12 protein-coding genes are annotated in these 15,370 nt (G+C 37.3%); 7 read left to right on the top strand and 5 right to left on the bottom strand.

Annotated features, from left to right (window positions below):
• The first annotated feature begins 59 nt into the window (after positions 1–59).
• Positions 60–914 (top strand): DUF4340 domain-containing protein, encoded by an 855-nt coding sequence (locus ACM03V_RS32390; RefSeq protein WP_414624922.1) that lies wholly within the window; start codon positions 60–62, stop codon positions 912–914.
• Positions 915–1,049: 135 nt separating this feature from the next.
• On the opposite strand, the gene ACM03V_RS32395 is transcribed toward ACM03V_RS32390, so the two are convergent.
• From ACM03V_RS32395 to ACM03V_RS32405, 3 genes are all read right to left on the bottom strand, one after another.
• The gene (locus ACM03V_RS32395) at positions 1,050–1,322 is read right to left on the bottom strand and encodes a hypothetical protein (protein WP_414624923.1); all 273 of its coding nucleotides are present in this window, start codon (positions 1,320–1,322) and stop codon (positions 1,050–1,052) included.
• 696 nt (positions 1,323–2,018) lie between these two features.
• A complete protein-coding gene (locus ACM03V_RS32400) occupies positions 2,019–2,549 on the bottom strand; it encodes a hypothetical protein (RefSeq protein WP_414624924.1) in 531 nt (176 codons plus the stop codon).
• A gap of 188 nt (positions 2,550–2,737) precedes the next feature.
• A complete protein-coding gene (locus ACM03V_RS32405) occupies positions 2,738–3,841 on the bottom strand; it encodes a patatin-like phospholipase family protein (protein ID WP_414624925.1) in 1,104 nt (367 codons plus the stop codon).
• A 311-nt stretch (positions 3,842–4,152) separates the two neighbouring features.
• On the opposite strand from ACM03V_RS32405, the gene ACM03V_RS32410 reads away from it, so the two are divergent.
• A complete protein-coding gene (locus ACM03V_RS32410; RefSeq protein ID WP_414624926.1) occupies positions 4,153–4,845 on the top strand; it encodes an ATP-dependent Zn protease in 693 nt (230 codons plus the stop codon).
• Between the two features lie 218 nt (positions 4,846–5,063).
• Here ACM03V_RS32410 and ACM03V_RS32415 read toward each other — a convergent pair whose 3' ends face one another.
• Positions 5,064–6,221 carry a diguanylate cyclase gene (locus ACM03V_RS32415; RefSeq protein ID WP_414624927.1) on the bottom strand — a complete coding sequence of 386 codons (1,158 nt, stop codon included), beginning with the start codon at positions 6,219–6,221 and terminating at the stop codon, positions 5,064–5,066.
• A 1,053-nt stretch (positions 6,222–7,274) separates the two neighbouring features.
• Entirely contained in the window at positions 7,275–7,478 is a 204-nt protein-coding gene (locus tag ACM03V_RS32420) for a heavy-metal-associated domain-containing protein (protein WP_414624928.1), read from the bottom strand.
• A gap of 344 nt (positions 7,479–7,822) precedes the next feature.
• Here ACM03V_RS32420 and alaS point away from each other — a divergent pair, with 344 nt between their 5' ends.
• The 5 genes from alaS (at position 7,823) to ACM03V_RS32445 (ending at position 15,322) form a co-directional block, all read left to right on the top strand.
• Positions 7,823–10,462, top strand: coding sequence for an alanine--tRNA ligase (gene alaS, locus ACM03V_RS32425; RefSeq protein WP_414624929.1), 2,640 nt, complete (start codon positions 7,823–7,825; stop codon positions 10,460–10,462).
• A gap of 259 nt (positions 10,463–10,721) precedes the next feature.
• Entirely contained in the window at positions 10,722–11,054 is a 333-nt protein-coding gene (locus ACM03V_RS32430; RefSeq protein WP_414624930.1) for a flavoredoxin, read from the top strand.
• Positions 11,055–11,096: 42 nt separating this feature from the next.
• On the top strand, positions 11,097–11,360 hold the full coding sequence (locus ACM03V_RS32435; protein WP_414624931.1) for a hypothetical protein: 264 nt from the start codon (positions 11,097–11,099) through the stop codon (positions 11,358–11,360).
• A 112-nt stretch (positions 11,361–11,472) separates the two neighbouring features.
• On the top strand, positions 11,473–11,745 hold the full coding sequence (locus tag ACM03V_RS32440; protein WP_414624932.1) for a hypothetical protein: 273 nt from the start codon (positions 11,473–11,475) through the stop codon (positions 11,743–11,745).
• Between the two features lie 259 nt (positions 11,746–12,004).
• Positions 12,005–15,322, top strand: coding sequence for a ferritin-like domain-containing protein (locus ACM03V_RS32445; RefSeq protein WP_414624933.1), 3,318 nt, complete (start codon positions 12,005–12,007; stop codon positions 15,320–15,322).
• Positions 15,323–15,370: the final 48 nt, after the last annotated feature.

Below are 15,370 nucleotides of genomic sequence, written 5' to 3' on the forward strand. Positions count from 1 at the left end.
ACTAACAACTAACAACTAACAACTAACAACTAACAACTAACAACTAACAACTAATTTTTATGAAAATACAGCGAACAACTTTGGGTTTAGTGCTGATAGCAATCTTGTTGGGTGGTTTTGTTTATTTCTATGAGTTTCATTTGAAAGCTCAACAAGAGGCAGTGAAGAAAAAACAGCAGCAACTTTTCTCTTTTAAAGAAGAAGATGTCAAAAATCTGAAAATAACTACTCCGAGAGAAAGTATAGCTTTAGAACGTTCTCCGGAATCGGGTAAGACTAAGTGGTTGATGAAATCTCCCGATAACGTACCTGCTAATGATGGTACGGTAGCTTATTTATTAAGCTTGCTGGAAACAGAAAATATTGAACGCACTTTATCAGCAAAACCATCCCAAGTTTCGGAATTCGGCTTGAAACAACCCCAAGCAACTATTGATATTACGTTAAATAATCAAACAGATCGTAAGTTAATTTTGGGTAAACCAACTTTTGATAACCGTTTTCTTTACGCTCAAAATCAATTTCCCACCAAACCAGATGGAAACTTTGAAGTAATTACAGTATCTAAAAAATTTGAAGATGCAATTAACCGATCGCTCTCGGAATGGAAAGCTGTAGACAATAACCAAATAACTCCATCTCCAACCCCTCAAGCAACTCCTACTATCCCAGCCACCGGAGCTACCCCAGCCCTTCCAACTATCAACCCGATTCCAATTAATCCAAGTCCAAATATTCCCAATAATTCCACATCAACTTCAACACCAACTCCAAATAATTCCACACCAAAACCAACATCTATTCCCAACAATTCCACATCAACACCAACTCCTACTCCTACTCCTACTCCAAATAATTCCACACCAAAACCAACACCAACCCTAAACCCACCATCAGCCCCAACAAAAGATTAGTAGTATCTTATTACCCACTCCCCGTTCCCCCCAACCCTATTCCCTCCTCTCGACTCCCTATATATCAAAAATAATAAATAATATTTGGATTAAAATTAAAATTAAAATTAAAATTAAAATTAAAACAAAAACGTATCAATCATCGCATAATCTTGGATCGGACAAAGTTATAAGTAAATCAATAACTTGCTTATGCTTCTTGTGAAACTTTAATAACTCTAAATAAGCCAGAGGAACGATTAGAGGCCATAAAATCGTACCTAAAATTAAAATTATTATAGAAAAATAGCGCTGTGCTGCATTCATTTCTTTATCATCGATAAAAAAACCCAACCACTGCACAAAGAAACAACAAGCCATTATTAGATAAAATACAACTGCCAAATTAGTTATAACTGACTGAATCATGATTCCGACTTGTTACACCTCTTAGTGAATTATCAACGACACTAACTATAAAGCTTTGTTCCTTGAACAAGTTTGGTTTTACTGACTCTACTTGCTAGAACCACTTTTTCTATTTATAACTGATGACAGAATTGAACAATATACAAACTATATTTATTTCGCTATTTCGCTAAATGTATTTTTATCTATATTTTATACAAATTATCACAAACTTCAATTTCTAATGTAATGCAGCTAACTTTTCCTTTAGCTACAAGAACATATTCTATAACTTAATCTATATTAACTAATAATATTGATTGGCACATTTGAGAAGGTAATACAGTTAAATGCCTTAGCTTCCGCAATTTCACCATTCTAAACCCAGCATCAAAGCAGTGAAAGATATCCACTCAATAAAAATGCTATTTTACCAAGATGCTTGTACTATTACTTCAAGTAACGAATTAATAAAACAGTAAAAATCCTTATTTACTTTTCATACTTATTTTTGTAATTAACTGTATTTCTACTAATATTATATATTATTTGTACTAAACTCAAAGATTTTGTTAATAAAATCTACATAAATCAAACTAGATAGGTTTATGAAAATAATATATTTCCTCGTAGTAAAAACCCTCCAATCCCTGTGAATTGAGAGGGTTTTAGTTAAAAAATGTTATTAATTTATGATATAGATTTAAACGTGGTAACTTACCTATTAGAAGGTCGAACAACCTCAAACTTAAAAGTTGCAATCCGACGCTTACCTGCATAAATCTCCATTACATGAAGCCCCGCAGGATCTCCCGAAGAAACAGTCCAAAAATTATTAACTACGCCTTTTTTAACTAAAGCGGTACGTTTGATAACTGCAACAGTACCATCAGGAGATAGAAAAAAATCTTCTCCATTATCCGTTCCCCAAGTTAAAGGCGGTTTTGGCAAAGTTAATACTTCAAGCCATGTTAATTCACCTTCGTATCCTTGAAGTTGGATGCGCCATCCGTATACTTTTCCTTCTTGATAAGGTACTTTCGTAGTTGGAATAAATGTAGTTTTACCGTTTTTGTCCTTTCTTAATATTCCAAATTCAGCTTTTTTAACAATAATTGGTTTTTTTGATATTATCGCCTTGGATTTTATAGCAGCGCTCGTACCTTCGTAAGCAATAACGACTTCAGTTGCTTTGACTGGGAAGAATCCAAAAAAAGCTAAAAAAAGCGTAGTAGCCCAAATTTTCATATTGCAATCTATTTATGATATTTGGTTTTGCCCCCCACGTTACAAGAAACGGATTTTTTATTCAGACATAAGTGAACATTTCTGCTGTAATTTCCAAAGCCGAGAGGGGGGAGAGGGGGGATGGGGAGATGGGGGGATGGGGAGACAAGCTTTCAAGGAGAAAATAACTAACTCCTAATTCCTAACTCCTAACTCTTAACTGCTAACTGCTCACTGCTCACTGGTAACTTCCAAAGCATTTCCACCAATTTATTCAGCTTAATATCGACTTTGGGCTGTGTTAAATATTCTTCGGTACACTCGATCATTGCATCAAGATTTTCTTGTTTGGCGCTAAAGGTAGGTATGTTTTTGTCGAAATGTGGTTGGAAGCGAAAATAATCATTACCGAAAATTTGCTCTGCTATGTAACACACTGCATCACCGGCACCATCGAAGAGTACGTCTAAAAGAGGTAAGTCATTGCGGGGGCTTAACCATTCTAATGCTCCCCACTGTTTCACCTGTTTGGCACCAATTTTTTTAACTTGTTGTCCGGTACCGAAAGAGGCAACTATAATATCTTTTTGAGGAACGTTTTCTGGTATTAAAGCATTCCATTTCGGGTTATCTGGCAATTGATCGTTCCATCGCAAACGTTCGGCGATCGCGCACAATGCTGGGTTGTTGGCAAATACGCCACCATCGATTAAGGGAATACCACCCCCATCCGGTATTGCATAACCCTTAGAGCGCAAATCTTCTAAAAAAGGCTTGTGCTTCATTTCGTAACCGGGAAAACCGATTGGTGCAGCTGAAGAAGCACGACAAATTTGCCATATCGGGATATCTTGATGAGCTATTTTGGTATTTTTAAATACGACGGCTTGACGATTATAAGTATCGTAGCTGGTAACTATGGTAGGTTTTTTTAATTCCCCAAACTTAAGATTTCCAAAAATATGTTTAAGTACCATCCTTAAACCTTGATCGCTATAAATCGGATGAGATGCACCCAAGCGAATCCAGTTTAAAATGCTGTGAACAATTATTCTACTTGGGGGAAAGATGATCTGAGAATTATAAATATAAAAATCTTTAACTTCGCTAGCACTCAAACCTTTAGATAAAGCGCAAGCAATAAGGCTACCTGTAGAAGTACCAGCGATAACATCGAAATAATCTGCAAGTGGCTGATGTGGCTTGTATTTTTGCAGCTTTTTTTCCAAGCGTTCCAAAATTATCGCCGTTACCAACCCACGCACTCCACCACCATCAAGAGCAAGAATTGAAAATGGTACATTAGTTTTCATTTATAACTCTCCTCAAAAATTTAGTAACAATTCGTTAAGAAAGGCAATAGGGTTGGGGGGAACGGGGAACAGAAAGTTTACTGAGTAATTTTCCTGCATTCAAATAGCTTTCCTCTATGTATCAAGTAAGTTTACTGGCATAAATATCTATTATGTATGTTAAATCACATTATTGCCCGCTTTTGTGGCAAGGGGGAAGGGAGATGGGGAGATAATTTATAACTGCTAACTGCTAACTGCTAACTCCTAACTACTCCCTACTCCCTACTCCCTGTTACATTAAAAAGTATTGCGCTTTGCTGAGAAATAAAATGAATAAAACAACTTTAAATTTGGTTGCGATATCAATATTTTTGATAACTTGTTCGATACTGCTGGGGCCAATAATAGATTTATCTCCTGCGATTCCTGCTGTAGCGACTTTTGCAATTTTAGGAATAGCAACTTTTGATTCTTGGAGTTTGGAAGGTAGAGGAGGAACTTTATTTTTAGATTTGATTGGAAGATTTTCTGGGGAATATAGGGAACGCATTCTTCATCATGAAGCGGGACATTTCCTTGTAGCTCATGTTTTGGGGGTTCCGGTGACGGGCTATACTTTGAGCGCTTGGGAAGCATTCAAGCAAAAACAAAAGGGATTTGCAGGTGTGACTTTTGATGATGTTGAGTTGTTATCTCAATTTGAAAATGGTGCAATTACCGATCGCATTTTAGAGCGCTACTATACTATTTGGATGGCTGGGATTGCAGCGGAAAATCTTGTTTATGAAAATGCTTCTGGTGGAGCGGATGATAAAAACAAACTTATGCAAGTGTTAAAGTCTTTGGGCTGTAGTGAATCTGTTCGCAATCAAAAACAGCGTTTTAGCGTTCTCCAAGCAAAAACACTTTTAGAAAATAATTGGTCTGCATATCAAGCTTTAGTTGATACCATGCGAGAGCGGGCGACGGTGAAAGAATGTCAGGATATTTTGATTGAAGAAGGAGTTTTAGTTAGGGAATAGGTTTGGGGGGAATAGGGAACTAATAATAATAAATAGTTTTTTGGTTAAAAAAGTATTTTTGATTTTAGTCTAATCAGCAATAATATTTATTTACAAAAAAATCAGTTCCAGACTGTATTTATTGTTAATTACAAGCACTTACTCAAAAGCGAATTTATATAATTACTCGTGAGTTATATAGACTTTCCCTGTTCCCTGTTCCCTCCCCACACGAGTACTTATCTGGCCACTATTTTTAAATGAGATGTTTGTAATGTACGGTTATGAATAGTATGGCTACCGCTTGGAGTTTGACTGTTACAACAAACTTCGTTTCGCAAACAATTATTTGTAGAATTTGACACGTAGGAATTACGTTGCATAGTATTGCTACAGCTAATTACGCGGTTTCTACCTTTAGATTTGGCTTCTAACAAGAAAGTGTCAGCGCGATTGAGCAAGTTTAAACCCTGCTCGTCATCGCTCGGAAGCAAACAAGCGCTTCCTAAACTGATGGTGACGTTTATGTTTAAAGTGCTGTCAATTGCGAAGGCATTTTCTTCCACTATACTCTTGAGACGTTCCGCGACCAAATCGGCTTCTTGGGCGGTGGTGTCAGCCAAAATAATCACAAACTCCTCTCCACCGTAACGGAAAGCTGTATCTTGTGCCCGCAAATTATGTTTTATGCGACTCGACAATAATTTTAATAGTCGATCGCCGACTAAATGCCCGTAGTTATCGTTAACTTTTTTGAAATAGTCTACATCTAAAATAATCAAGCTTAGGGGAGAATTTTCATCGCCAGCTTTTTTTATTTGTCTTGGTAAATCCCATTCCAAAGCACGACGATTATTTAGTTCTGTTAGCGAATCAGCCAAAGCTATTGTCGATAACAAATCATTAGTTTTCATTAAGTCTTGATATTTCTGGGCTTTACGCAAAGCTACAGTTAATTGCGACAGCAGCAAGCGATGGCTGGCACTTAACTGGTTTGGAGCAGAATCTGTTTTCCTTTGTCTAATAGATTTTTCTTCTTGAGTATCACCATACCAAATATAGGCATCAGCACCTAGTTTCAAGGCTCTAGAAGTCATCTCTAACTCCCATTCCCAGGGTTGATTTTTTCTATCGGCAATTAGCTCGGGACTATCTTCTAAAAGAATGCAATAAATCCAAGAGAGTTTTGTTTGTTCTTTTAACCAACTGCACAATTGCATACTATCATTTTGACTTGACTGCACAAGAATTACATCAGGAGAGTCAAGTTGAATGCGCCCCATAGCATCTTGCAAGTTAGCTATTGCTTCGATGCTTAAATGAGGAACATCGATTATTTGAGATGGTAGTGTGGCTAGGAAGTCGTCATTTCCAAAAACCAAAATGGAAATGTTCATGGTATTTTCTTTGCTTATGATTTTTTCGGCGTTAGCTATCTTCTTATATCAGTCTGGAAAAACATTATGACAATCAATACTTGGCTATAGTACATTATTAATTGTGATTTCTATATGACAATAAAGCCGTTTACTCAAATTAAATTTAATTTACCGCCAATCAAATAGATACTTGTTTTCCGAAAATGAAATAAGAAAATATAGGATAAAACTTCAATCAAACAAATATCCTGAAGTTTCTAATTATTACTCATTAGAAATGTCTTTTTGCCAAGGGGGTCTGACCCCACGCCCCCCCTTTTCCACCCTGTTAGCTTAACGAACAAACTCAAAGTAATCTCCTTTTTTTTATTGCATCTGCATCTTCAACTATAATCTGTAAAACTAATATTCCCGATCCTAATTTCTGCTTAAAAGCATATATTTCAAACAGTGTAAATACGGAATCATCTTCAGAAGTCTTTGAATATAGCAGTGATTTCCACCAAGTAAGTCGTTTTAAATACTTATCCAAATATATAGATAGTATCGCCGCTATAAAAATACCTAAAATAAATGTATTCTCAGTATTATTTCTGATTAATAACGACTACTTTTACAGACCTTTTTATGTTTTTCGATATAAATTAATAACTGATAAATCTACCGGAAGGTGGAAAAATTAATATTTTTTTCAAGTTCGGCTTTAAGAATCTAAGGAATTCATTGAAAGCAAATATAAACCTTGAGATAAAACACTAAAATATTAAATAAATATATGTATTTTGCACGTATATTTACTGAACTAATGCTTTTGAACTGCGGGATTTACTTAAGCAAATACACGTTACAGGCTTCGGATACTTAACTTTGGCGTTACTAATACAAAGAAGCCCGGTTTCTTTAAAAATCGCATTTTCTGGATTAACGACTTATATAGAAACCGGGTTCCTCACATTTTGTTGCGTAAGTTCTAAAAATAAAACTTGACTTTAATGCCCTATCAATAGGGGGAGTTTAAAAATCAAAATTTACTTGTCGTGCAGCACTTAACCTACAACAAAAGTAGAATGTTTACTGATAACCTTCAACGTGATAACCAGCAGCAACAATTGCCTGCTTAATTGTTTCGTCAGAAGCCTTGCAGTCAACGGTAACGGTTTTAGAATCCACATCCGCTTCAACTTTGGCATCAGGTTCCATAACCTTTATCGCTTCGCTAATCTTTCCAGCGCAATCGTCGCACTTCATATTAGTAATTTTTAATTTAAGCGCCATTAGCTACCTCACTCTCTAGATTTCACATTATCGTTCTCCTTGAATTTTACCTATTCTTAAACAAAAAAAGCATATCCTAAAGGAATAAGCTTGAAAACAGTTATCAGTTATCAGTTATAAGCTATCAGTTATAAGATCAGTTATCAGTTATCAGTTAGGAATTTCCCCTTGTCCCCCCATCTCCCCCTTCGGGTTGCGCCACTTGCTACAACGGAGGGAACCTCCGCAACGCAGTGGCTTACCATCCCCCCATCTTCCCCTCTTCCCAATTCCCACTCCCTATACATGATTTTTTTGGTATTTTATAGTTTTAACTTGAGTGAACCTTAATCAAGGCTAGTCCCATGTCTGTACCCCAACATCTCAGCGGTAACGAAATCCGGCAAAAATTCATTGACTTTTACGCGCAACGGGAACACCAAGAACTTCCTAGTGCTTCCCTTGTACCGGAAGATCCTACGGTATTGCTGACTATTGCGGGGATGCTTCCGTTTAAACCAATATTTCTCGGACAGCGTAATCCTGAATTTAACCGCGCTACGACTTCTCAAAAGTGCGTTCGTACTAACGATATTGAAAATGTCGGAGTTACCAAGCGACATCATACGTTTTTTGAGATGTTGGGTAATTTCAGCTTTGGGGATTATTTTAAGGAGCAGGCTATAGTTTGGGGTTGGGAAATTTCCACAAAAGTATTTAATTTACCTCCCGAAAGACTCGCGGTGAGCGTTTATCACGAAGATAACGAAGCTTATAATATTTGGAAAGATAAAATCGGCGTACCGGAAGCGAGAATTTTACGTTTAAATGAAGATAACTTTTGGGCTTCTGGTGCAACGGGACCTTGTGGGCCATGTTCGGAGATTTTTTATGATTTTCATCCCGAACGCGGTAATGAGAATATAGATTTAGAAGATGATACCAGGTTTATCGAGTTTTATAACTTGGTATTCATGCAATATAACCGCGATGCAGATGGTAATTTAACTGCCCTTGCCAATAAAAATATTGATACCGGGATGGGTTTGGAGAGAATGGCGCAAATTCTTCAACAGGTTCCCAATAATTATGAAACCGATCTAATTTTTCCGATTATTCAAAAAGCTGCCGAAATTGCCGGAATTGATTACGGTAAAAGTAACGAGAAAACCAAAACTTCTTTAAAAGTAATTGGCGACCATATCCGTGCGGTGGTACATATGATCACCGATGAAATCCGCGCTTCTAATGTGGGGAGAGGTTATGTATTGCGGCGGTTGATTCGTCGGGTGGTGCGTCATGGAAGATTAATTGGTATCGAAGGGGAATTTACCACTCAAGTTGCAGAAACGGCGATCGCACTTTCCGAAGTTGCATATCCCGGAGTCAGGGAGCGAGAAAATGCCATCAAAGCAGAATTGCAGCGAGAAGAATCTCAATTTCTCAAAACTTTGGAAAGAGGTGAGAAACTACTTGAAGAAGTTATCGCTAAATTAAAGCAAGAAAATAAAACTGTTATCAGAGGTGATGATGCTTTTACTTTATATGATACTCATGGTTTCCCCTTAGAATTAACTCAAGAAATCGCTGCCGAAGAAAGTTTTACGGTTGACGTTGACGGTTTCAATAAAAGGATGCTTCTTCAGATAGAAGGTTCTAAAGCTGCACACGAAACCATCGATTTAACCGTTCAAGGCGCACTTGATAAACTTGCAGAAAATATCGAAGTTACCGAATTTGTCGGCTACACCGAACCGACCGCAACATCAAAAGTTGAAGCAATATTAGTAGAAGGGATTTCAACAGAAGCAGCAGAAGCCGGAACCGAAGTACAAATTGTTCTCAACAAAACCCCATTTTACGCCGAATCCGGGGGACAAATTGGGGATAGAGGTTACATCAGCGGTGACGGAATTGTGGTCAGAATTGAAGACGTGAAAAAAGAATCCGACTTTTTTGTTCACTTCGGACGCATCGAACGCGGTACAATCCGAGTAGGAGATTTAGTTAGCGCTCAAATCGACCGCGCTTGTCGTCGTCGCGCTCAAGCCAACCACACCGCAACTCACCTGTTACAAGCAGCGTTGAGAAAAATTGTTGATGAGAGCATATCTCAAGCAGGTTCTTTAGTTAACTTCGATAGATTGCGCTTCGACTTCAACTGTCCCCGCAACATGACACCGGAAGAAGTACAACAAGTTGAATCACAAGTTAATAACTGGATAGCAGAAGCTCATGCCGCACAAATTGAAGTTTTACCCTTAGCAGAAGCAAAAGCTAGAGGTGCGGTTGCGATGTTCGGCGAAAAATACGGCGAGGAAGTGCGAGTTATCGACTTTCAAGGCGTATCAATGGAACTGTGCGGCGGTACTCATGTAAGTAATACTGCGGAGATAGGAGTATTTAAGATAATTTCTGAAGCTGGGATATCATCAGGTGTGAGAAGGATTGAAGCCGTTTCCGGACCTGCAATATTAGATTACCTCAACGTTAGGGATAATGTAGTCAAAGATTTAAGCGAAAGATTCAAAGTTAAACCAGAAGAGATTCCCGATCGCATTACTACATTGCAAACCGAACTAAGAAACGCTCAGAAAGAAATTGAGAAGATAAAAGGACAAATGGCGATCGCTAAGTCAGATAGTTTATTAGAAACCGTTGAATCAGTAGGTGAATATAAATACTTAGTTGCCAAAATGGAAGGAGTAGACGCAGAATCCTTGAAAACAGCAGCCGAAAGATTGCTTTCTAAAATCGGTAATAATGCAGCAGTAGTTTTGGGTTCTGCTTTAGAAGAAGGGAAAGTCAGCTTAGTCGCAGCATTCGGTGCAGATATTAACAAAAAAGGCGTACAGGCAGGTAAATTTATTGGTGCGATCGCTAAAATGTGCGGTGGTGGAGGTGGTGGAAGACCAAATTTAGCCCAAGCTGGGGGAAGAGATGCGAGTAAATTACCCCAAGCATTAGAGAAAGCCAAGGGGGATTTGAAGGCTAGTTTGGGTTGATTCTTGTAGGTTGGGTTAGACGGACAAATAATTTGAGCATAAACGCAAAAAATTAAAATCCGTCGTAACCCAACATTAAATTTCGTAGGTAATGAGAGCATCTTAAATTAGCAACACGATATTTATTATCTCCAAAATATCGATGTTGGGTTACGACACGATATAATTATTTCCCCGTAATCCAACAATTAATTCTCGTCTCTAACCCAACCTACGTAACTGATATGCTAATTATGGTTAAATAAATTCAAAATTACTTGTGACCGCAAAGAAAATACCAGACGAAGCATTAGTTGTTAGGGGTGGACGTAATCGTCCAGAAGATATTGAACGTGCTACAGGGACTCATCCTAGTGGCGTAACTGGAGTCTCTGTAGAAAGCGCGATAGAATTATCTATAGAAGAGTTGGCGATAAAAATTCCTCACGGACAAATAGGTATTACATCTGTCGCAGAAGTCTGTAATTTAGGAGGTGATGTTATTCGTACTTCTGGTAGAAGTCCCTATCATGCAACATTAACGGGTTTAACACCAGTACAAATTAGTAATTTATTGACTCCAACAATTAGTAATCCAAGTAAATCAAATTAGGCATTGGATAAATATTTAATCATTTTTCATCACTTAATAACTATGAATACACTAAGAGTTTTTGCCGATTTCCATAATGCCGATACTGAAGGTCGTTTACGACTTAATTGTACTGGAACTATTGAAGATTTAGCTCGACAAAAAATTCGTCTCTCGGATGGTTTGCAACTAATATTTTATAGCGAAGATTTAGAAGCTGATGGAGTTGTCCAGTATTCTACTGAAGAAAATGTTTGGGTAGCTGTAATCGATTGGGATGAAATTAGAGAAGGAGAAAATATATTAATTCAAGGGGTTAACCTTTAAAAGTAAGAGTTTTTGCGGCAGGTAAATATAAAAATGAAACATAAAAAACAGCTAACCACAATCATCGAACGCGAAGAAGATTGGTACATTGCACATTGTCCGGAATTAGATATTGCTGCTCATCGGTAAAACAATTGAACAAGCAAAGGATAATTTAGTCGAGGCAGTAGAATTATTTTTTGAAACTGCATCTAACAATGAAATTCAGGAACGATTGGATACAGAAGAATTAAATTCTGAAGAACTTGATTTGATAGAGCGAGAACATCCTGCATATGAACCAATAATTACCAAAATTTTAGAGGATGCTTTAACAGAAAAAGCTTCAACTCGTATTGGTAAAGGAGAAGTGCGTAAGTGGCTCAAATCCCTTCTCGATAAATAAAAACTTCATCATCTCCCCAAAATATCATTGTTAAGTTCCGACACTTCGGAACTCAATTTCTCATCATCAAACAATTCCTAAACGTGTCTAACCCAACCTACCTTCCTCTTCCCTTCTCCCCCTCTGCGTTAACCTCCGCGCCCCTCTGCGTTGAAAAAAAAATTCCTCTTACCTTTAACCTTTAACCTAAAATTGCATAATTCCCTTCCCCTCACCTCTATATAGAAATAGAAGATAAATTCCTATATAGAACTTTATTATGAGCGTCTTACACTTACCTCGCTTACATTTTCAGGGTTTAGCCCGCACACACGCCCCTACTGGATATAAAAACGGTTTAGTTGACATCAGCGACAACACCTGCTATATGAACGGTGTTCCCTATAAAGAAAATCATTCAGCTTCTGAATATCACGAATATCTTTATAATAAAGGTCCAAAATTTAATGCAGAAGGGAAGTTAGATGAAAATGGCCCTTTTAGTATGGCTCAAGGTTGGAATTTTGGCGGCAACGGTCATTTTTCAATTGATGCCAAAATTATTAGTACTCAAACAGAATTTGGCAAAGTCGATCAAAATGACCCAGTTATAGGACGTAATGTTGATTTTTGGGGTCATTATAACGAGTATGTCAAAACCACCGTTAATCGTGCGAGAATCTTTGAATGCGACCCTGCTTCTAATTGGACTAATACGATTATGTTGGGTCAATTAGCTTTTGGTAGGTTGGGTGATTCCAATCAAATTCCTTATATGGTAACTGCTCCGATACAGGGTTATCAGTTAGCTCGCTGGCAAGATTTTGATTATATTCGCGATTTACCACAGCATATTTTAAATGATGAATTTGGCAAAGCTGCCGTTTATCAGTTTGCTATTCCTAAAGATGCACAAGATTTTCTCTGGAATGACGAAGTAGATATTTCTTCGACGGTTTCTTTATTGAAGGAAGCCATGCACAGAGTTGACGTTTTGGGTTTGGTGGTGCAGTTTAGTATCAGCAATATGTCCGCACCAGTTCAACCTGATTCACCAAGTTTCTGGGAATTACATGGAACTATCGGTTTATGGTGTAAAGATGAATTGAAAACTTATCCAAGTGGAAGGTTATTAACTCCTGAATCTGAATCAAGAGCAATGGGTAATTTAACTTTAAACTTAAATCCCCAAGGCATAAGCTTAAACATGATTACAGCGATTCCTAATGTAGGGCGATCGCTCAACCATGAAAACGGAATTCACCATCTAAATTCAAAGTTAAATTTAGGTGATTTAGAAATACGTACCGTTGATAGTTATAGATTAATCGCAAAAATACATAAGGAAGTTTACGACAAGGAAGCTCATCAATTAACCAGTGGTTTGGTAGATATTCCGTATTGTGAAAATTGGGATAATTTACGAGAAGACGTTGAAAATCAAGGTTTGTGTATTATCGGAACGGTTGATGGTGAAAGAAAGATTTTAGTAAAAGAGAAGGAAATTAATCTTCAAGTTGACGACGGTTGTTTGTTTGTAGAATTTCCTAACCTTGATAAAGGGGAAGATAACGCTGTTGAATTAGAAATCCGCTCCTTTGTTAGAGGTATTCCGACATCGGTACAGTCAATTAACGTAAATCAATTTTATAATCCCAGAGCTTTTCCTCAATTGCGCTATCAATTTGAACGGGATTCTAAAAATCAAGATCAAAAATTTCACTATCCCCATAGTTCAGAAATTCAAATCGTCGGATTAAAACCTGGAAAACTTTTAGATAAAGGAGATTTTACAGATAATTGTGAAATTTCTACCAATACAAAAGGACGCGGTTGGTTTACTTTAAAAGGTGCAAAAGCCGGAACTTGTAAAATATTAATTTCCAGTTCATTAAACGAAATACCTTGTAATCCCAACCACCCAGATGAAGCGGAAATTGCTTACGACAATAATAATAAACTCGGATTTTGGAATGGTTCTGGCTTCTTAGCTGTCAGAGTTATGGGTGATGATTGGCACCTAGATAAAATTCCTCAACAAGATGTAGATTTTAATTTAATTTACGAACATATTTTAGCTTTCTACGAAGCCAGCTTCTCGTTTATGAAAGCCGAAGTTTTTAGTTTGGCAGATAAATGCAAAGTTGCTACCTACGCTCGTTTAATGTGGCAGATGTCAGATCCTAAAAATAAAAGCAAAACTTACTATATGCCCCCTACAAGAGATATGTCTGAAGCAAAATCAAAGCTGTTACTTAAATTTCTGCAAAATCAACAGCAAATTGGCTATATTCCGCCATCGGATGCGAAGCAACCAGAGCAAACCAAATATCAAATTCAAACCAAAGAAGAATTAATTAAAGCATTAAAACAAGCAGCAGAATTAGAAGTTGCCGTGATGCTGCAATATATTTATGCGGGATATTCCGTTCCCAACTATATCACCGGGGAAGAATACGTGCGTCGGGGATTGTGGACAGAAGAACAATTACATTTGGCTTGTGGCGATAATAAGGAAGTTGATAATTATGGAATGCGGGGAGTATTAATGGAAATTGCCCGCGAGGAAATGATTCATTTTCTTTTGGTTAACAATATATTGATGGCATTTGGAGAACCATTTTATCCAGCAGTTCCCGATTTTAAACAACTCAACGCCAAATTCCCTATAGATATTGATTTTGCTCTGGAACCTTTAAATGCATTATCCCTACAGTATTTTATGCGTTTGGAAATGCCCGATTTTCTTAATGAAACCCTTGTTGACGAAAATATTCCCACATCGGAACAGTTACATACATATGGTTCCTTGAGCGAATTGTACGGTCAAATCCGCGATGGATTACAAAATATTCCCGATTTATTTAAAGTTGATAAAAATCAAGTTGGTGGAGAACACCGTTTATTCATGCGAGACAACTTGAATAAAGCTCATCCAGATTATCAAATGCAGGTTTACGACGTTAAAAGCGCATTATTTGCAATTGACGTAATCGTCGAACATGGAGAAGGAAGCGAAACCGAAAGCGAAACATTTGCAAAATCTCATTATCAAAAGTTTCGTCAACTAGCAGACGCACTTTCCCAAGAACAAATTAATCAATATAAAAAAGGAGAAAAAAGAACTTGGAATCCTTCATACCCATCTTTAAGAAATCCCAGCTTAAATCATCAAGACCATAATTCCAACGTTGTAACAGTTCCCCAAACCAGAACGGTGATGGAAATATTCAACGAAAGTTACTTCCTGATGATGCAATTGATGGTACAACATTTTAATTCAAATCCCAAAGGAAGCTTACGACGTTCCAAATTAATGAATGCCAGCATCGATATTATGACAGGAATGATGCGTCCCCTGGGAGAACTATTAATGACTTTACCTTCAGGGAAACGCGGTAAAACAGCGGGGCCATCCTTTGATATTCCCACACCCGAATATATTCCCAACCCAGAAATTGCATATAAAACTATATCAAATCAATTCGAGGTATTAGCAAAACGCTCTTATGAATGTAAAGTTATTCCCGAAGCTGTTTCTGAATTGTTTGATTTTTATTGTAATTTCTTTGAGGATTTAAGGAGTAAGGAGGAGTGAGAGTTATATCTTTTTTTTAACGCAGAGGCACGCAAAGGTATACGCAAA

It is taken from the genome of Calothrix sp. CCY 0018 (assembly GCF_963920925.1).
Classification (GTDB): domain Bacteria; phylum Cyanobacteriota; class Cyanobacteriia; order Cyanobacteriales; family Nostocaceae; genus Rivularia.

What these genes read in the sequence shown, in the direction of transcription:
- ACM03V_RS32395 (WP_414624923.1), bottom strand. Translation starts at nt 1,322, where the DNA reads ATGATTCAGTCAGTTATAACTAATTTGGCAGTTGTATTTTATCTAATA.
- ACM03V_RS32445 (WP_414624933.1), top strand. Translation starts at nt 12,005, where the DNA reads ATGAGCGTCTTACACTTACCTCGCTTACATTTTCAGGGTTTAGCCCGC.
- ACM03V_RS32400 (WP_414624924.1), bottom strand. Translation starts at nt 2,549, where the DNA reads ATGAAAATTTGGGCTACTACGCTTTTTTTAGCTTTTTTTGGATTCTTC.
- ACM03V_RS32405 (WP_414624925.1), bottom strand. Translation starts at nt 3,841, where the DNA reads ATGAAAACTAATGTACCATTTTCAATTCTTGCTCTTGATGGTGGTGGA.
- alaS (WP_414624929.1), top strand. Translation starts at nt 7,823, where the DNA reads ATGTCTGTACCCCAACATCTCAGCGGTAACGAAATCCGGCAAAAATTC.
- ACM03V_RS32420 (WP_414624928.1), bottom strand. Translation starts at nt 7,478, where the DNA reads ATGGCGCTTAAATTAAAAATTACTAATATGAAGTGCGACGATTGCGCT.
- ACM03V_RS32390 (WP_414624922.1), top strand. Translation starts at nt 60, where the DNA reads ATGAAAATACAGCGAACAACTTTGGGTTTAGTGCTGATAGCAATCTTG.
- ACM03V_RS32410 (WP_414624926.1), top strand. Translation starts at nt 4,153, where the DNA reads ATGAATAAAACAACTTTAAATTTGGTTGCGATATCAATATTTTTGATA.
- ACM03V_RS32435 (WP_414624931.1), top strand. Translation starts at nt 11,097, where the DNA reads ATGAATACACTAAGAGTTTTTGCCGATTTCCATAATGCCGATACTGAA.
- ACM03V_RS32415 (WP_414624927.1), bottom strand. Translation starts at nt 6,221, where the DNA reads ATGAACATTTCCATTTTGGTTTTTGGAAATGACGACTTCCTAGCCACA.